Below are 18119 nucleotides of genomic sequence, written 5' to 3' on the forward strand. Positions count from 1 at the left end.
GATTTTCAAAGCTTGCCCGAGAACATCAGAAGCCGTCGCGTCCAAAGGATGTGGCGGCTTTTTTGCGCCCGTCATCCGCCGGATAAGGCGTGCGCAGCAGGATCAGCAGGCCAGCGACCAGGAAGGCGATCAGCGCCATCATGCCGATGCGCGCCGACCCGGTGGCGAGTGTGATCGTGGCCACCGATGCCGGGGCGAGGAACGACGTTGCCCGGCCGGAAAGGGCGTAGAGCCCAAAATAGCGGCCAGCCTCGTCGAGGCTGACGCTGCGGGCGAGATAGGAGCGCGACGAGGCCTGAACCGGGCCGAAGGCAATGCCGACCAGCAGACCGTAGAGGATGTAAGCTTTCTCGGCCGCGGTGCCGAACAGGCCGCCGGAATCGTCTGTCGATAGCGGCATGAGGCCGAACAGAGTGAAACCCGGGCCGGTCGAAACGATGCCGACCGTGGCGATGATGAGACACACGAGGCTCGCGGTAACGATGACCTTGGAGCCGAGACGCGTGTCGAGCCTGCTTGCATAGAGGCAGCCGCCGATCGCGACGACGTTCAAGATGATGCCGTAGATGCCTAGTTCCAGGGTTCGCCAACCGAACATGGCCGCGGCGAAGGTGCCGCCGAGCGCCAACAGCCCGTTGACACCGTCCTGGAAGATCATGCGGGCGATCAGGAAGCGGAGAACGCCCGATCTTTCCCTGAGTTCGCCGAGCGTACCCTTCAATTCTCGCAGGCCCGTAGCGGTGGCCTTGCGCAGCGACATGGTCGCCCTTGTGGCATCGGGTGTGAACAGGAACATTGGAATGATGAAGACGAAGTACCAGAGCGCCGATATCGGGCCGGTGATGCGCGCGTCCTCGCCCTTGGCCGGATCGAGACCGAACAGCGGATCGATGCCGAGCGCGGTCTTGCCGGTTTCCGGACTGCCGGCCAGGAGCGCCACGACGGCGATCAGCACGATCATGCCGCCGAGATAGCCGAGCCCCCAGGCGATGTTGGAAATGCGGCCGACATCCTTCTCGTCCACCAGTCGCGTCATCATCGAATCGTTAAAGACGATCGAAAATTCTGCGGCGACCGTGGCGAGCACGATGAAGAAGGCGGCGTAGATGATCGGCGAGCCGGGCGCGGCAAACCAGAGCATCGACAGAGATACGATCTTGATGACCGCGAAAAAACCGATCCAGGGCTTGCGCGGTCCGGTAGCGTCGGCGATCGAGCCGAGAACCGGAGAGAGAATGGCGATGATGATGCCGGAAACGGTGAGCGTGTAGCCCCACATCGCCTGGCCGACAGCATGATCCTCCGTCAGTCGCGAGACGAAGTAAGGGCCGAAGATGAAGGTGGTGATGACCGTGAAGAAGGGTTGCGCTGCCCAGTCGAACAGCATCCAGCCGGCTATGCCCGCGCGTGACGTGCGCGGTCGCGCGTCAATTTTCTCGGCCGAAACCTGCACATTTCCCTCCCCGGAAACGACTGCGCCGTGCGTCCTCTCGAACGCGCGGCGCAGTGCATCGTAAAATCTGATAGCGCCAAACCGGTCAATTCCGATCCGCGTCGATCAGTCCGGGGCGGACTGTCTCACCTCGCCCGTCCGCGTGCAAGGTCATTCAGAAGGCCCGCAGCAACGGTGATCTTGGCAAGCGTGGTTTCACCCTTCTCGGTCAACAGACGCAGTTGGCCCGTTGCCTGGGCGACGCGCTCGCGCTCGTTCTCCTCCCAAGCGGCGACCGGGCTGCGTTCCTTCTTCTGCTCGCGCAGTGCCGCTGCAGTGATATCGCGCCGCGCTGCGGCGATATCGGATACGGCCCGCGAAAGCGCCATCGCCTCGAACTGCTCGGTTGCCGGAACACGATCGGAGGCGGCCAGCAGCCGGTTGATCCGAAGCGTGTCGGTGACGGCGAAGTAGCCCTGCGCAGTGCGGCTCAAGGTCTCGCCGGTTTCGGCGGATATCTGCATGATTTCCGGCACCAGGGTCATCAGCGCCAGTTCCGAGATCTCCTCGGCGAGCTTGGCGGGTACGCCACCCTCGACGAAGGCCGCCGTCTTCAGCTGTGCTTCTTCGGCGCTCTCGCCGGAGACCGCGGTCCGCATCGTGCCGCGCAGCTTTTGAAGGCCGTCGCGCAGCCGCGATACGGCCTCGGAGACGGAGCCGGTTGCGGCGTGGGTGCGCAGCGCCCGCTCGGTCACGAGCGTGAAGATGCGGCCGACTTCCTGATAAAGGACATTCTGCAGGCCGCCGCCAATCTTGTTGTCGAGTGCGTCGATCTCGTCATAGATCCGCGGCAGATCGAAGCCGTCGAGCGCCAGAACAGCCGCCTTGACGACGTCGGCCGAGAGGAAGCCGGTCGCATCCGTCAAGGTCGAGACGAAGGCAGGTCCGCCACGGTTGATGACCTCGTTGGCCAGCACCGTCGCGATGATCTCGCGGCGCAGCCGGTGGCCATGGATGTCGCCGGCATAGGTCTTGCGCATCTTGCCGGGGAAGTAGCGTTCCAGCGTCGCCGTGAAATACGGGTCGTCGGGAAGCTCGCTGGCGATCAGCTCGTCGAACAGAACCAGCTTGGAGTAGGAGAGCAGCACGCCGATTTCCGCACGGGTCAAGGGCTTGCCCGCCTGGTAGCGCTCGGTCATCGCCTGGTCGGTCGGCAGCGTCTCGACCTTGCGGTTTAGATGGCCGTCGGCTTCCAGCCGCGTCATCAGTCGGCCAAGCGTCGTGCGGTTGCCTGCACCCTGCATGGCGGTCAGCGAGATCGCCAGGGACTGCTCGTAGTTGTTGCGCAGCACCAGGTGGCCGACTTCCTCTGTCATCGACGCCAGCAGCGTGTTGCGCTTCGGCCGGGTCAGGCGCCCGTCGCGCATGGCAGACGCCAGGGCGATCTTGATGTTGACCTCGACGTCGGACGAGTTGACGCCCGCCGAGTTGTCGATGGCGTCGGAGTTGCAGCGACCGCCGTTAAGGCCGAAGCCAATACGACCCTTCTGGGTGACGCCGAGGTTTGCGCCCTCGCCGATGACGCGGGCGCGGACCTCTTCTGCTGCCACACGGATCGCGTCATTGGCACGGTCGCCGACTTCGGCATCCGTCTCGTTGCTGCCGCGCACATAGGTGCCGATACCGCCGAACCAGAGGAGATCGACCTGGCTTTTCAGGATCGCATTCATGATCTCGAACGGCGTCGCCTTTTGCTTGTCGATCCCGATCGCCACCATCGCTTCCGGCGTCAGCGTCACGGACTTTTCGGCGCGCGAGATGATCATGCCGCCTTCCGACAGCGTCTTGCGATCATAGTCCTGCCAGCTCGAACGCGGCAGCGCGAACATGCGTTTGCGCTCGGCGAAGGACACGTCGGTATCCGGATTGGGATCGATGAAGATGTCGCGGTGGTCGAAGGCTGCAAGCAGCCGGATCTTTTCCGAAAGCAGCATGCCGTTGCCGAAGACGTCGCCCGACATGTCGCCGACGCCGGCGACGGTGAAGGGGGTCGTCTGGATGTCGATGTCCATCTCGCGGAAGTGGCGCTTGGCAGTTTCCCAGGCGCCGCGGGCGGTGATGCCCATCTTCTTGTGGTCGTAACCGGCCGATCCGCCGGAAGCAAACGCGTCGTCCAGCCAGAAGCCCGCTTCCTGCGCCAGACCGTTGGCAGTGTCGGAGAAGGTCGCCGTGCCCTTGTCGGCGGCGACGACGAAATAGGGATCGTCACCGTCGCGGCGCAGCGTGTCGGCCGGCGGCACGACATCCTGGCCGACGATGTTGTCGGTGACCGACAGCATGGTGCGGATGAAGGTCTTGTAGGCCTCGGTACCGGTCTTGAACACTTCGTCGCGGTTGCCGCCGACCGGCAGTTGCTTCGGATAGAAGCCACCCTTGGCGCCGACGGGGACGATGACGGCATTCTTGACCTGCTGGGCCTTCACCAGGCCCAGGACTTCGGTGCGGTAATCTTGGGCCCGATCGGACCAGCGAAGACCGCCACGGGCGACCTTGCCGAAGCGCAGGTGCACGCCTTCGACTTCGGTGCCGTAGACGAAGATTTCGCGGAACGGACGCGGCTCGGGCAGGCCCTCGAGCTGCTTGGGGTCAAGCTTGAGGGCAAGCACCGCGCGCGGCTTTCCGTCGGCATCCTTCTGGAAGTAGTTGGTCCTGAGCGTCGCCTCGATGGCGTTGACGTAGCGGCGCAGAATCCGGTCCTCGTCGAGGCTCGGAACCGACGACAGCGCGGTTTCGATCGAGGCGCTCAGGGCGTTGCACTTCTTGGCGCGCGGCTTTTCTTCGAGCGTCGGATCCATGCGGGTGACGAACAGCTTGAAGATATCGGCGGCAATCGCCGGATATTTGTTCAGCGTATCAGCGATATAGCCTTGCGAATAGGTGATGCCGGCCTGGCGAAGGTAGCGGGCATAGGCGCGCAGCACCGTCACTTCACGGGCGTTGAGACCCGAAAGCAGGATGAGCCGGTTGAAGTTGTCGTCCTCGATCGTGCCGTTCCAGGCAGCGAGGAAGGCTTCCTCGAGTGCTGCACCCGACTTGTCGAGATTGAGCGCAAGACCGTCGCGATGGACCAGTTCCATGTCGTGCAGCACGACGCGGTGCTTGTCCTCGCCATGCTTGCCGACATTGAGGTCGTAGGTCTGTTCGCTGATGACACGGAAGCCAAGATTTTCGAGCAGCGGCACGCGGCGCGACAGCGATACGGGCTCGCCGGCATGGAAGATCTTCAGCTCGGCCGTATCCGGTCGGTTGACCGGGCGGTTGTAGTTGTAGAACGAGATCCGGATCGGATCTTCCGCCTTGCAGGCAGCGATGTCAGCGAGGTCCGCATAGGCTTCGGCCGGCGTGAAGAACGACTGGTAGGCGCCGTCGACATCGAGTTCGATGCCGTCCTTGCGGGCAAGCAGGTCGAACCGGTCGATCCAGCGCGTGACGATGCCGCGCACGGCCTCTTCGAGCTTGGCCTGCGGGATGCGCGGGGTCTTGCCGCTGGTGCGACCGATGATGAAGTGCACGCGCGCCAAGCCACCTTCCGGGAAGGCCGGATAGTAGGCCGAAACGCGACCGTCATAGGCCGTCTTCAGATAGTCGCCGATCTTTTCGCGCACGTCGGAATCATATTGTTCGCGCGGCACGAAGACGATGACCGAGACGAAGCGGTCGAAATGGTCGATGCGCGGCAGAACGCGGATGCGCGGGCGGTCGCCCAGCTCGTTGATCTGTTCGCAGAAGGCGGCGAGCAGGCCGACGTCGATCTGGAAGAGATCGTCACGCGGGTAGGATTCGAGCGTGTTGTCCAGCATCTTGCCGGAGTGGCTCTGCGGATCGTAGCCGAAGTGGTCGACGATCTTCTCGATCTTGTGGCGCAGCAACGGGATTTCGGCCGCCTGGCGGGTATAGGCCGATGAGGTGAACAGGCCGACGATGCGCAGCTCGCCGGCGACATTGCCGTCGGCATCGAAACGCTTGACGCCGATGTAGTCCATATAGGCACGGCGGTGCACCACCGATTTCACATTCGCCTTGGTGACGATCAGGAAATCCGGGCTTTCGAGGAAGGCCAAAATCTCCGGCGTGGTCAGAACCGCGTCCTTGCCCTGGCGCAGCACGCGCACATCGGGGTTGGAAAGGATGCCGAGGCCCCTGCCCGTGCCGCGCTCGACGGAGGCCTTCCCGCCCTTGCCCGAATAGGTGTACTCGCGCATGCCGAGGAAGGTGAAGTTGTTGTCCCGGAGCCAGCGGAGGAAGGCGAGCGCTTCGTCGCGGTCGCTCTTCTTGCGCGAGGCATTGTAGTCCTCAAGTTCCTGCATCGCCTGATCGAGCAGCGTCGTCATCGCGGGCCAGTCGTGCACGGCCTGATGAACCTGCTCCAGAACGTCGCGGATACGGTTGCTCAGCGACTGCGCCTCGACCGGCGTCAACTTGTCCAGGTGGATCTGGATATGGCTGACCCGGTGCGCCGGGTCGCTCGGTTCGTCCGGATCGAACAGCTTGACGGGCTTGCCCGGCTCCTGGACCAGAATGGGATGGATCGCGAGATGGATGTCGCGGTGGGTGCTCGTCACCTCGCCCATGACCGAATCATAGAGAAACGGCATGTTGTGTTCGGTGACGGCGATGATCGAAACCTCGGTACCGCCAGGCGCGACGCCGGGCACGGTTTCGACCGAAACCTGAGGTTTTCCGCCGTCCCAGCGTGCGAGTTCACTTCTCGCATGGGCCGCCGTCAGTGCCAGCATGTCCGCCGAATAAAGGTCGAGGTCGTCGTTGCTGGCCCCGCCGAAGAGGATCTCCGGCGCCAGCGCGTCGGTGCCCAGTTTGATGGCGGCCGCCTTCGCTGCGTCGATGTGTCTGTCCCGCTTCGGATTGTATTTCACGCCCATGAAGTTTCTCCCATTCATGATAGGCTAGACCCTATCAGAACCATGGCTAATGGCGACCGCTTTTTATGACGATTTCGGCAAAAACGAGCCCAAAATCGGAGAATCTCACGTGAAAACAGCTTAAATCCATTTAAATCGAAGGCAAATTGGCGAAAATTGCTCGAATTTCGATGAAAAAGCACGAAAACGCCAGCGGCTCGTGCGGAACCTCTCTGCCATAGCCTGTTGACATGGCGGTGACAGTCGGTGATCAGAGGTCAAATCGAAGGATTGGACTGGCCGATGCCCGAAATGCCCTCCTTGCCTGGTGCCGTCATCGTCATTTCTAGTCACGTGGTGCGCGGTACCGTTGGCAATCGGGCGGTTGTCTTCGCCCTGGAGACGCTTGGTCATCCCGTATGGGCCCTGCCGACTGTCATTCTGCCCTGGCATCCCGGCCATGGCCGCTCGACCCGTATCACCATCCCCGATGCCGAATTCCACTCGGTGATCGACGATCTGGCGCAGGCGCCCTGGGCCGGCGAGGTTCGGGCGGTGCTCTCAGGCTATCTCGGTTCGGCGGGACAGGCGGACGGCGTTGCCCGGCTGGTGACTGCGCTTCGCGCCCGCAACCCCGATCTCGTCTATGCCTGCGACCCCGTTATCGGCGACGCCGAAGGCCTCTACGTGCCAGAAGCGACGGCGACTGCCATCCGTGACCGGCTGCTGCCGCTTGCAAGTCTCGCCACGCCCAACCGCTTCGAACTGGCCTGGCTTGCCGGCGCTGCGCTCGAGACCAACGCAGCCATCCTCGACGCAGCGCTCGGGCTCGGCCCATCGCGCATGCTGGTCACCTCGGCGATCCCGATGATGAACGGCGGCACTGGAAACCTCTATCTCTCCGGCAACCATGCGCTGCTTGCCGAACATCGGCTGATCGAGAACCCGCCGAACGGTACGGGCGATCTGCTGACGGCGGTGTTCCTGGCGCGATTGCTCGAAGGGCTTTCGGAGGAGCGTGCACTGCAGATGGCCACGGCCAGCGTCTTTGAAATCATTGCGCGCACGGTCAAGCGCGGCGCCGACGAACTGACGCTCGAACAGGATGCGTCGAGCCTCTCGACGCCGATGGCGATGGTGCAGATGCGGCGTCTGCTGCATCCAAGCCAGATGCGCCGGAAATAGAAGAAGCTGTTCACGGCTTGCCGTTGGATGGCTTGGTGGATTGAACTCTCGACAACAGCGGGGTAACCGATGGATATGCAGCGTTTTCCGGACCACCTTCTGAACGGCTATCATAACTTCATGAATGGCCGCTTCAGCGAACAGCAGCAGCGCTACAAGACATTGGCGGACAGCGGGCAGAAGCCCAAGACCATGGTCATTGCCTGTTGCGACTCCCGCGCAGCACCGGAGACGATCTTCGACAGCGGCCCGGGCGAACTTTTCGTCGTGCGCAACGTCGCCAATCTGATGCCGCCCTACGAGCCGGACGGCCATTATCATTCGACATCCGCCGCCCTGGAATTTGCCGTGCAGTCGCTGCGCGTCAGCGACATCGTCGTCATGGGCCATGGGCGCTGTGGCGGCATCAAGGCGGCACTCGATCTCGATGCCGAGCCTCTGTCGCCGGGTGATTTCATCGGCCGCTGGATGCACCTGCTGAAACCCTCGGCCGAGCAGATCCAGAGCAACGAAGTGATGACCCAGGCCGAGCGGCAGCGGGCGTTGGAGCGCGTGTCCATCCGCAACTCGATCGCCAATCTGCGCACGTTCCCTTGCGTCCAGATTCTCGAGACCAAGGGCAAGCTCAACCTGCATGGCGCATGGTTCGATATTTCGACCGGTGAGCTCTGGGTGATGGATCCGAAGACCGGTGATTTTGCCCGCCCGGGCATGTGATAGCAGCCAAAGCAAGAAGCCCGGTCCTTTCGAACCGGGCTTCTCAATCTGCAAGTCTTGTAATGGTCGCGATCAGTCGCCGTCGATTTCGGCGCCGATGATGGCAATCGCCTGCTGGTAGACGCTGGCGGCGTTCCAGCCCTGGATTGCGGCGAAATTCGCCTGTCCCTGCTGGTATCCGGCGCCCGGCTGCCAGCCGTGGCCACGCAGGAAGTTTGCGGTCGAAGCGAGCGCGTCGGCTTTCGAGCGGACCATGTCCACATGGCCGTTGCCGTCGCCATCGACGCCGTACTTCAAGACGTTTGCCGGAAGGAACTGGGTCTGTCCGATTTCGCCATGGGCAGCGCCGCGGGCGTCTGGGCTCAGATCGCCGCGCTGGACGAGCTGGAGCGCCGCGTAGAGCTGGTTGGTGAAGTAGTCGGAGCGACGGCAGTCATAGGCAAGCGTCGAAACGGCAGAGAGCGTGTGCTCCTTGCCCATGAAGCCGCCGAAGCCGGTTTCCATGCCCCAGATGGCAATCAGCGGACCGGCCGGCACGCCATAGCGCCGCTCGATGCTGTTGAAGAGCGCGGCGTTCTGGGCCTTCATCTTCTTGCCGCGCGAAATGATCGTCTGGCCGCCACGCTTCTGCATGAACTGGCTGAGCGAGAGCTTGAAGCTCTTCTGGCCGCGGTCGGCGCGGATCGTCGCCTTGTTGTAGGAGACGTTCGAGAGCGCCTTGTTCAAGACTGCGGGGCTGATGCCGTTGCCGGCGGCCTCCTGCTTGAACTGCGTCATCCAGGCGGAAAAGCCGCTGCCGTCGTTGCCGCACTGTGCGGCGGAAGCGGTCGCCGGAAGCACCGCCGTTGAAATCAGGGCCGCAAGCCCAATCGCTACGCACTTTGCCGTGTGCATGAAAAACCCCGTGATTGCCCGAATCTGGTTGCCGTTACAAAGATGCCAGCCTTTGCCGGCTCTGTCACCCGCCACTCAATGGCGGAAAATACCTAACGGTTTCACGTGAATCCGATCAAATCTTCACACGGATCCGTGAAACAGCAAACCCCGCAGGCCGATAACGGGCCAGGCGGGGTTCTTATTTGTGTCTTACCGTCTGTTTGTTCAGGCGGCCTGCTTCTTGGCGCGGATCAGGCCGCGGTTGACGAGCAGCTCGGCGATCTGGATCGCGTTGAGTGCCGCACCCTTGCGCAGGTTGTCGGAAACGACCCAGATGTTGAGGCCGTTCTCGACGGTTGCGTCTTCGCGGATGCGCGAGATGTAGGTGGCGTCTTCGCCGGCGCACTCGTAAGGCGTGACGTAGCCGCCGTTTTCGTGCTTGTCGACAACAAGGCAACCCGGCGCTTCGCGCAGGATATCGCGTGCCTCGTCAGCGGTGATCTCGTTTTCGAACTCGATGTTGACCGATTCCGAATGGCCGATGAAGACAGGAACGCGCACGGCCGTGCAGGTCACCTTGATCTTCGGATCGAGCATCTTCTTGGTCTCGGCCAGAACCTTCCACTCTTCCTTGGTGTAGCCGTCTTCCATGAAGACGTCGATGTGCGGAATGACGTTGAAGGCGATGCGCTTGGTGAACTTCTTCGATTCGATCGGGTCGGCGACGAACACCGCACGGGTCTGGTTGAAGAGTTCGTCCATGCCGTCCTTGCCGGCGCCGGAAACCGACTGGTAGGTCGAGACGACGACGCGCTTGATCTTGGCGTGGTCGTGCAACGGCTTCAGCGCGACGACGAGCTGGGCGGTCGAGCAATTCGGGTTGGCGATGATGTTCTTCTTGGTGAAGAGCGAGATCGCGTCCGGGTTCACTTCCGGCACGATCAGCGGCACTTCGGAATCGTAACGCCAGGCCGAAGAGTTGTCGATGACGACGCAACCCTGCTGGCCGATCTTCGGCGAATACTTCAGCGAAACCGCGCCGCCGGCCGACATCAGGCAGATATCGGTGTCGGAGAAGTCGTAGTTTTCGAGGTTCTTGACCTTGAGCGTCTTGTCGCCGAAGGAAACTTCCGTGCCCTGGGAACGGGCGGACGCAAGGGCGACCACTTCATCGGCGGGAAAGCCGCGTTCCGAAAGGATGTTCAGCATCTCCCGGCCGACATTGCCGGTAGCGCCTGCGACTGCAATCTTGAAACCCATGATCTAAGCTCTCTTTTCTGTCTCTCCTCGTCGGGTGGAGGGGGAAACCGCGCGATCCGCCGCGAGGGTTCCTGTCCCCGGCCAAACCGGGGAGAGAGCGGAGGGCCAGAGACGTCAGACGGTTTTCGTCGTCGTTTTGGCCGTTGTTTTGAAGGAAGCTGGGAAACGCATATCCTGCCCGGCGATTTCTGCCAGGATGCTGCTGTCAGCGAAGTTATGTTCGCGGCGAAGCATGGAATGCCTTCCTTTCCGAGGCTCCTAATAATTGTTTCTATCGGCGAGTCAAGCGTACGATGCTCCGCGCCTCGCAAACGTGATCGTTATGTCATGTCGCTGTCATCGCCGGGCGTTAGGACCGCGCCATCCGATACCTCAAAGGGACGATCGCCATGCGCACGCTTCTTGTAACCCTCTTTGCCACAACGGTTTTGGCCCAGTCAGCCCAGGCTGCGGACGTCTATCCAATTGATCGCGCGACGATTCTTGCCGGTTCGCCGTTCGACTTCAAGGTCGAGCTCAAGGGTGCGGTCAAGGCTGAAGACATCAAGGTGACCGTGAACGGTGAGGATTACAAGGCAGCGCTCGGCTCCGAGGCCACCTATGTCGCGATGGAAAAGGGCAAGGAAGACAAGGAACTCGGATCGGCCCTCGTGTTGCGCAACGCCGTCATCGGCGCGCCGGGCAGCTATAAGGTCGAGGTGACGGCCGGCGAACAGACAAAGTCGGTGACGTGGGACGTCTTTGCCACGGCCGAACAGCCGAAGGCCAAGAACGTCATCTTCCTGCTTGGCGATGGTCTCTCGGTCGCCCACCGCACCGCTGCGCGCATCATGTCGAAGGGCATGACCGAGGGGAAGGCCAATGGCCGCCTCAACATGGACGATCTCGAGCGCATGGCCTTCATTGGCACGTCCGCCACCAACTCGATCGATACGGACAGCGCCAACACCATGTCGGCCTACATGACCGGCCACAAGACCGTGATCAACGCCGTCGGCGTTTATGGCGACCGCACCCCCGACAGCCTTGATGATCCGCGCGTCGAAACCATTGCCGAGGCGCTGCGTCGCCAGACGCAGAAGTCAATCGGCCTCGTGACCACCTCGGAAATCGAGGATGCGACGCCGGCCGCCGTCGTCTCCCACACCCGCAATCGCAACGACAAGGCCGAGATCGTCGGCATGATCTACGACATCAAGCCGGAAGTCATTCTTGGCGGCGGATCGGCCTATTTCCTCGGCAAGGAAACGCCCGGTTCCAAGCGCAAGGACAACCAGGACTACATCAAGCTTTTCCAGGACGCCGGCTACGCGCTTGCCACCGACAAGACCGAACTGGCCAATGCGCCCGCCGACGGCAAGCTTCTCGGCCTGTTCCACACCGGCAACATGGACGTGACGCTCGACCGCGAGTTCCTGAAGAAGGGCACGGCCGAAAAGTTCCCAGGCCAGCCGGGTCTGGTCGACATGACGAAGACGGCGCTTGACCGGCTGTCGAAGAACGAGAACGGCTTCTTCCTGATGGTCGAGGGCGCCTCGATCGACAAGATGAGCCATCCGCTCGATATGGAACGCGCCGTGGTCGAGACCATCGAGTTCGACCAGGCGATCGGCGTTGCCCGCGAATTTGCCAAGAACAACCCGGATACGCTTGTTGTCGTCACCGGTGACCATACCCATGGCGTCTCGTTGCTCGGCATCATCGACGATACCGTCGAGGGCAAGGAAGGCCGCGACAAGGTCAAGACGGGCTCTTCGGCCGGCTTCCCGAACTACACCGACGCGAACAAGGACGGCTTCCCCGACAAGATCGATGCGAGCCGCCGCCTCGCCATGTTCGTCTCCAACTTCCCCGACTACTACGAAACCTTCAGCCCCAAGCTGGATGGCCCGTTCGAGCCGGCGGTGAAGAACGAGAAGGACGAGTATGTCGCAAACGAAGCCTACAAGGACATGCCGGGCGCCGTGTTGCGCGTCGGCATCCTGCCGAAGGACGAAAGCACCGGCCAGCACACGGTCGATGACGTCGTGCTGCAGTCGGAAGGCCCCGGCAGCGAAGCCTTCAGAGGCTACATGGAGCAGAGCGACGTCTACCGCGTTCTCGTCGACGCGCTTGCTCTCGGCGTGAAGCAGACAAACTGATCGTCCAAAGATTTGCCTTCTCCCCGGAAGCGGGGAGAAGGTTTTGCGCTGACGTCTTTCCCTGCCGATGTTCATGTGCTGCCGGGATACCAAATGGCTATAAGACGATGTCTTTACCGACCCCACTCTCCTTGAGTCGACGCGCCCTGCTGGGGCTGGCTGCCGGCGCGGCTGTTGCAATCGACCGGCGCGTTGCGCGCGCCGATGCCAGCCTCACCTTCGATGAACTCTATGGCAAGGTCAGCGTGCTCGGCCTGGAATTCTCGCGGAAGGTGAAGAGCCTTGCCGGCCAGGAGGTGCGCATGCGCGGCTTCATGGCGCCGCCGCTGAAAGCCGAGGCGGCGTTCTTCGTCCTGACGGAAATTCCGATGGCGCTTTGTCCGTTCTGTTCGTCGGATTCCGACTGGCCGGACAACATCGTCGTCGTCTACCTCGGCGAGAAGCAGACCTTCGTGCCGCCCGGCCAGACGATCGAGGTGCGTGGGACGCTGGAGGTCGGCTCCTGGACCGATCCGGAGACCGGCTTCGTCAGCCTGCTGCGCCTGCGCTCATCTGAATTTTATACGGTCTAGCCGATGCTTGGTCTTCAGCTTCAAGGGATCGATGTGCGCTTTCCCGGACTGGCTGCCGCGGCGCTTGCAATCGACAGCCTCAGCATCGCCGCCGGCAGCCGCGTGGCGCTCACCGGTGCGTCGGGGTCCGGCAAGAGTACGCTGATCAGCATCCTGACCGGCCTGGAGCGGGTCGGACAGGGCCGCATCCGTTGGGGAGACGTCGATATCTGTGGGCTCTCCGAAGGCGGCCGCGATCGCTGGCGCGGTGCCAATATCGGTCTCGTCCTGCAGGATTTCCATCTCTTTCCCGGTCTCAGCGCACTCGAAAACGTTCTGTTGCCGGCAAGGCTTTCCGGTGCCATGACCCGTGATATCCGTGCCCGTGCGCAGGATCTGCTGCTGCGCGTCGGGCTTGCCCGGCCGAAACAGATGATCGAGACCATGTCGCGTGGCGAGATGCAGCGCGTGGCGATTGCCCGTGCCTTGTTGCGCAGGCCGGGCGTGGTGATCGCCGACGAGCCGACCGCCAGTCTCGACAGCGAAGCGGGCGATGCCGTCTGCGAGTTGCTGCTCGAGCTTTCAAGCGAAAATGGCTGCACACTGATCGTTGCGACACACGATCTGGCGCTTACTCGACGATTGGACCGTCGCATTCGGCTTGCCGCCGGGCGTATCGTCGAAGATCGGTTGATCGAGGAGCGTGCGGCATGATCGGCTTTGTCCTTGCGGATCTGCGGCGTCTGTGGGCGGGTTCGCTCGTCGTCGTTCTGCTGATTGCGCTGGCAACGGCGCTCGGCGTTGCCGTCACCATGCAGGAGCGCGCCCTTCGGCTCGGCAGCGCCCGTGCCGCCGACAAGTTCGATCTCGTGATCGGTGCCCCCGGTAGCGAGACGCAGCTTGTTCTCTCCTCGATCTTCCTGCAGCCTTCGCCGCTACCCTTGGTGGACGGAGGGGTTCTCCCTCGCCTTCTTGCCGATCCGCGCGTCGCCTCAGCAGCGCCCGTCGGCTTCGGCGACAGTTTTGGTGGCCATGCCGTTGTCGGTACGTCCACCGCACTGATCGGCCAGCTCGAACAGCTTACCGAAGGGCGTGTCTTTGCCACCCTCGGCGAAGCAGTGGCCGGTGCTGCGGTCGACCTGCCGCTCGGCTATGCCGTCAAGCCCACCCACGGCCTCGCCGAGCTCGGCGGCCACGCCCACACGGAACTCGCCTATCGCATCGTCGGACGGCTCAAGCCGACGGATACCGCCTGGGACCGGGCCATTCTGGTACCGATGCAGGCGGTCTGGGCGCTGCATGGAATGGAAACCGAACACGACGACGCTGACGGACACCACGACCACGATGAGGCGGCATCCGGTGCCGCGGCGGACCATCCCGCTATCGATGCCAATGCGGCGCTCGATGAAGACTGGAGCCACGCGACGCCCGGCCTGCCCGCCATCCTCGTCAAACCGAAATCGATCGCCGACGCCTACAAACTTCGCCAGGACTACCGGAACACCACGACGCTGGCGGTCTTTCCCGGCGAGGTGCTGACGAACCTCTATGCCACGCTCGGCGACGCCAAGCGGGTGCTCGTTGGGGTGACTTCAGGCGCTCAGGTTCTGGTCGCAGCCGCGATCCTCCTCGTCACCATCCTGCATGTCGGCCAGCGCCGGCGGCAGATCGGGGCGCTGCGGGCCTTCGGCGCGCCGCGCACGGCGGTGTTTATCATCGTCTGGAGCGAACTGTTTGCGTTGATCGCCGCGGGCGTGCTGATCGGTTTCGCGCTTGGCTTCTGTGCCGCCAAATTCATAGCCGGATATCTTTCCGGCGAAAGCGGTGTTGCCATGCCGGTGATGTTTGCGGCGGGGGATGGATTTCTTGTCTCCGTCATTCTCGCTTTCGCCGCCGTCCTCGCTGTCCTGCCGGCCGTGCTGGCGTACCGGCAATCGCCGGCGGCAGCGCTTCGTGCCTGAGGGCCGCCGTTTCTTAGACGAAAGTCATAAGCCCAAAGCATCCCTGCCTAGGGCCCTTTTTTTCTGACATCCTGTGATCAGGCGCACCACGTTCGGACGTTCTTGGGAGGAATGTCCGGACCAGCCAATGGGCGCTCCAATGGGCTGTTTTGGAGTGGAGGATAAACAAAATGGCAAATGTCGCGACTGCGGACGACGCAAAAACGCGTCCGATGACCGGCGAGGAGAAGAAGGTCATCTTCGCCTCGTCGCTTGGTACCGTGTTCGAATGGTACGATTTCTATCTCTACGGTTCGCTTGCCGTTTACATCGGCGCGACCTTCTTCAGTTCCTACCCGGAAACGACGCGGAACATCTTCGCGCTTCTGGCGTTCGCCGCTGGCTTTCTGGTTCGTCCGTTCGGCGCTCTGGTCTTCGGTCGCCTGGGTGACCTCGTCGGCCGCAAGTACACCTTCCTCGTGACGATCCTGATCATGGGTCTTTCGACCTTCCTGGTCGGCATCCTGCCCGGCGCTGCCCAGATCGGTATCGCCGCTCCGATCCTGCTCATCGTTCTGCGCATGCTGCAGGGCCTGGCGCTCGGCGGTGAATATGGCGGTGCTGCAACCTATGTGGCCGAGCATGCGCCGCATGGGCGGCGCGGCTACTTCACCTCCTGGATTCAGACCACGGCGACGCTCGGTCTGTTCCTGTCGCTGGTGGTGATCCTGCTCGTGCAGTTCGCTCTCGGCAAGGAAGCCTTTGCCGCCTGGGGCTGGCGCATTCCGTTCCTGCTGTCGTGCGTGCTTCTCGGCATTTCCGTCTGGATCCGCCTGAAGATGAACGAATCCCCGGCCTTCAAGAAGATGAAGGAAGAGGGCAAGGGCTCCAAGGCACCGCTGTCGGAAGCCTTCGGCCAGTGGAAGAACGCCAAGATTGCGCTTCTGGCCCTGTTCGGCGCCGTCGTCGGCCAGGCCGTCGTCTGGTACTCGGGCCAGTTCTACGCCCTGTTCTTCCTGACGGGCGTGCTCAAGGTGGATGGCCAGTCGGCCAACATCATGGTTGCCATTTCGCTGCTGCTCGGTACCGGCTTCTTCGTGTTCTTCGGCTGGCTTTCCGACAAGATCGGCCGCAAGCCGATCATCATGGCGGGCCTGCTGCTGGCCATGTTGACCTACTTCCCGCTGTTCAAGGCGCTGACATGGGCCGGTAACCCGGCACTTGCTCAGGCCCAGGCATCGGTTCGGGCAACCGTGACTGCCGCACCTGGCGACTGCAAGTTCCAGTTCAACCCGACCGGCACGGCGAAGTTCACGACCTCGTGCGACATCGCAACCGCGTTCCTCACCAAGAACTCGGTGCCCTATGACGTCGTCACGGCAGGAGCTGCCGGTACACCGGCAACGGTCAAGATCGGCGAAACGACGATCAACAGCTACGACGCCGTTGCCGCAGGCGATGGTGCCAAGGCTGCCAACTCCACCTTTGAAAAGCAGACCAACATGGCTCTCCAGGGTGCCGGCTATCCGCTGGTTCGTGGTGCAACAAAGGTTCCGGACTCCAAGCTCGACGGCTTCGTTGCCGCCAACCCGGAACTCGCCCTTGATGCTGTTGCCGTTCGCGGTGGTGAAAAGACCGTGGTTCCGGCCGACAAGCTCGTCTCCGACAAGCTGTTGACGAAGGACGAAGTCGGCACCGCAACCGAAATGGCCGTCTATACGATTGCCGGCGGTGGCACCTTTGCGATGACGGCGGATCCCGCCAACGTCAACTGGACGACGATCATTGCGGTTCTCACCGTTCTCGTCATCTACGTAACGATGGTCTACGGCCCGATCGCAGCCCTGCTGGTCGAAATGTTCCCGACCCGCATCCGCTACACCGGCATGTCCCTGCCCTACCACATCGGCAACGGTTGGTTCGGTGGTCTGCTGCCGGCAACGGCCTTCGCGATGAGCGCGGCCCAAGGCGATATCTACTACGGTCTCTGGTACCCGATCATCTTTGCGGGCATCACCTTGGTCATCGGCATGCTGTTCCTGCCGGAAACCAAGGATCGCGACATCCACGCGATGGACTAAAAACTTCCCCGAGAGGCATCACGGCTCTCCTGACTCCGGCGCGGTCTTCCGCGCCGGCTTTTTTATGGGCGGGAACCTGAGCGTTTGGGGATGGGCCAGCCGCCCTCGTCGGCGTGGAAAAGCCAGCCGCGCTTGGCAAAAAGAAACGCCACCATCAGCGATGTCCAGAGGCCGAGTAGCAGCCCGGCGGCGACGTCGCTCGGGTAGTGGGCGCCGACGATGACGCGCGAGATCCCGATCACCAGCGCCAAGGCGAAAAAGAACCACCGCAGCTTCGGCAACAGTATGGCAAAGACGCCGAAGAAGGCGCCGGCTGCCGTCGAATGGCCAGATGGAAAGCTCTCGAACAGATTGTCGCCGGTAAACGGCGTCAGGCTGTAGGCGCCGAGATCGACCAGAAGCTCGGGCCTAGCCCGCCCGATCAGGAACTTCAGCGCATGCACGAGCACGCTCGCGGTGCCGATCGTCAGGAAGAAATAGGCGGCAAGGTTGCGCACGGTGCGGACCCTGCGTTGAAGCGGTGCCTGGCGAACCGCACGCCGCAGAATGAAGGCGACTGCAAGCACCAGGCCGGAGAGATAGATCATCCAGCCGAAGGTGCCGAAGTCGGTAATCATGCGGTTGAAGGCGACGATGGTCTCGGGCAGCGCCTGCGCCCGCGTCGAGAGAACCGGATCGAACGGGATGAAGGCGAGCACGAGGACCAACGTCGTCACGAGGATCCATCCGGTTGATGCGAGCGGTCGATTCATGATTGCCTTTCCAAACGGTCTGCATGCGCAAAGGCGCCTCGACGTGGCCCGGCCCCTTCTCCATACCCATGGCTCGCGCCGGATTTGCCTGCATGTGACGGCTCGGCGGCCAAATTCAAGACTGCTGAACGCAAAACACCTCCGGATCGCTCCGGAGGTGCCGAAAAAAAGCGCCGCCCGCCGGGGGCGCGCCCTTCGAAGGTCAGGCCGAAAGAGCCTTGAACTCGGTAAGGATGGCTTCGCCCATTTCGACGGTTCCGAC

Annotated in this window: 12 protein-coding genes; 7 read left to right on the plus strand and 5 right to left on the minus strand. The window is 62.4% G+C overall.

The genetic code is table 11. The features are described from left to right. Window positions 1–25 precede the first annotated feature (25 nt). Entirely contained in the window at window positions 26–1453 is a 1428-nt protein-coding gene (locus tag BLJAPNOD_RS03300; RefSeq protein ID WP_115418893.1) for an MFS transporter, read from the minus strand. 125 nt (window positions 1454–1578) lie between these two features. Continuing rightward, the gene (locus BLJAPNOD_RS03305) at window positions 1579–6372 is read right to left on the minus strand and encodes an NAD-glutamate dehydrogenase (protein ID WP_115418894.1); all 4794 of its coding nucleotides are present in this window, start codon (window positions 6370–6372) and stop codon (window positions 1579–1581) included. Window positions 6373–6654: 282 nt separating this feature from the next. Here BLJAPNOD_RS03305 and pdxY point away from each other — a divergent pair, with 282 nt between their 5' ends. Together pdxY and BLJAPNOD_RS03315 are read left to right on the plus strand one after the other, a co-directional pair. Continuing rightward, entirely contained in the window at window positions 6655–7536 is an 882-nt protein-coding gene (gene pdxY / locus BLJAPNOD_RS03310) for a pyridoxal kinase PdxY (RefSeq protein WP_115418895.1), read from the plus strand. A gap of 69 nt (window positions 7537–7605) precedes the next feature. Next, window positions 7606–8253, plus strand: coding sequence for a carbonic anhydrase (locus BLJAPNOD_RS03315; RefSeq protein WP_115418896.1), 648 nt, complete (start codon window positions 7606–7608; stop codon window positions 8251–8253). A gap of 72 nt (window positions 8254–8325) precedes the next feature. Here the strand turns inward: BLJAPNOD_RS03315 and BLJAPNOD_RS03320 are convergent, their stop codons facing one another. Both BLJAPNOD_RS03320 and BLJAPNOD_RS03325 read right to left on the minus strand, forming a co-directional pair. Further along, complete coding sequence (locus BLJAPNOD_RS03320) at window positions 8326–9147, minus strand: lytic transglycosylase domain-containing protein (RefSeq protein ID WP_077504754.1); 822 nt, start codon at window positions 9145–9147, stop codon at window positions 8326–8328. A 207-nt stretch (window positions 9148–9354) separates the two neighbouring features. Beyond that, complete coding sequence (locus tag BLJAPNOD_RS03325) at window positions 9355–10389, minus strand: aspartate-semialdehyde dehydrogenase (RefSeq protein ID WP_077504742.1); 1035 nt, start codon at window positions 10387–10389, stop codon at window positions 9355–9357. 389 nt (window positions 10390–10778) lie between these two features. On the opposite strand from BLJAPNOD_RS03325, the gene BLJAPNOD_RS03330 reads away from it, so the two are divergent. From BLJAPNOD_RS03330 to BLJAPNOD_RS03350, 5 genes are all read left to right on the plus strand, one after another. Then, on the plus strand, window positions 10779–12530 hold the full coding sequence (locus BLJAPNOD_RS03330) for an alkaline phosphatase (protein ID WP_115418897.1): 1752 nt from the start codon (window positions 10779–10781) through the stop codon (window positions 12528–12530). Window positions 12531–12637: 107 nt separating this feature from the next. Next, entirely contained in the window at window positions 12638–13102 is a 465-nt protein-coding gene (locus BLJAPNOD_RS03335) for a hypothetical protein (RefSeq protein WP_115418898.1), read from the plus strand. A gap of 3 nt (window positions 13103–13105) precedes the next feature. Further along, complete coding sequence (locus tag BLJAPNOD_RS03340; protein ID WP_115418899.1) at window positions 13106–13795, plus strand: ATP-binding cassette domain-containing protein; 690 nt, start codon at window positions 13106–13108, stop codon at window positions 13793–13795. Continuing rightward, window positions 13792–15045, plus strand: coding sequence for an ABC transporter permease (locus BLJAPNOD_RS03345; protein ID WP_115418900.1), 1254 nt, complete (start codon window positions 13792–13794; stop codon window positions 15043–15045). The genes BLJAPNOD_RS03340 and BLJAPNOD_RS03345 overlap by 4 nt, the downstream gene beginning before the upstream one ends. Before the next feature lie 170 nt (window positions 15046–15215). Beyond that, window positions 15216–17105: an MFS transporter gene (locus tag BLJAPNOD_RS03350; RefSeq protein WP_077504746.1), complete on the plus strand. Its 1890-nt coding sequence runs from the start codon at window positions 15216–15218 to the stop codon at window positions 17103–17105. A 62-nt stretch (window positions 17106–17167) separates the two neighbouring features. Here the strand turns inward: BLJAPNOD_RS03350 and BLJAPNOD_RS35310 are convergent, their stop codons facing one another. Next, window positions 17168–17857 (minus strand): phosphatase PAP2 family protein, encoded by a 690-nt coding sequence (locus BLJAPNOD_RS35310; protein ID WP_115418901.1) that lies wholly within the window; start codon window positions 17855–17857, stop codon window positions 17168–17170. Window positions 17858–18119: the final 262 nt, after the last annotated feature.

This window comes from Ensifer sp. M14 (assembly GCF_003355565.1).
Classification (GTDB): Bacteria; Pseudomonadota; Alphaproteobacteria; order Rhizobiales; family Rhizobiaceae; genus Ensifer.

Bases quoted from the DNA above. Each gene is read 5' to 3' on its own strand.
- BLJAPNOD_RS03305 (WP_115418894.1), bottom strand. From the start codon at position 6,372: ATGGGCGTGAAATACAATCCGAAGCGGGACAGACACATCGACGCAGCG.
- pdxY (WP_115418895.1), top strand. From the start codon at position 6,655: ATGCCCGAAATGCCCTCCTTGCCTGGTGCCGTCATCGTCATTTCTAGT.
- BLJAPNOD_RS03315 (WP_115418896.1), top strand. From the start codon at position 7,606: ATGGATATGCAGCGTTTTCCGGACCACCTTCTGAACGGCTATCATAAC.
- BLJAPNOD_RS03320 (WP_077504754.1), bottom strand. From the start codon at position 9,147: ATGCACACGGCAAAGTGCGTAGCGATTGGGCTTGCGGCCCTGATTTCA.
- BLJAPNOD_RS03325 (WP_077504742.1), bottom strand. From the start codon at position 10,389: ATGGGTTTCAAGATTGCAGTCGCAGGCGCTACCGGCAATGTCGGCCGG.
- BLJAPNOD_RS03330 (WP_115418897.1), top strand. From the start codon at position 10,779: ATGCGCACGCTTCTTGTAACCCTCTTTGCCACAACGGTTTTGGCCCAG.
- BLJAPNOD_RS03335 (WP_115418898.1), top strand. From the start codon at position 12,638: ATGTCTTTACCGACCCCACTCTCCTTGAGTCGACGCGCCCTGCTGGGG.
- BLJAPNOD_RS03340 (WP_115418899.1), top strand. From the start codon at position 13,106: ATGCTTGGTCTTCAGCTTCAAGGGATCGATGTGCGCTTTCCCGGACTG.
- BLJAPNOD_RS03345 (WP_115418900.1), top strand. From the start codon at position 13,792: ATGATCGGCTTTGTCCTTGCGGATCTGCGGCGTCTGTGGGCGGGTTCG.
- BLJAPNOD_RS03350 (WP_077504746.1), top strand. From the start codon at position 15,216: ATGGCAAATGTCGCGACTGCGGACGACGCAAAAACGCGTCCGATGACC.
- BLJAPNOD_RS35310 (WP_115418901.1), bottom strand. From the start codon at position 17,857: ATGAATCGACCGCTCGCATCAACCGGATGGATCCTCGTGACGACGTTG.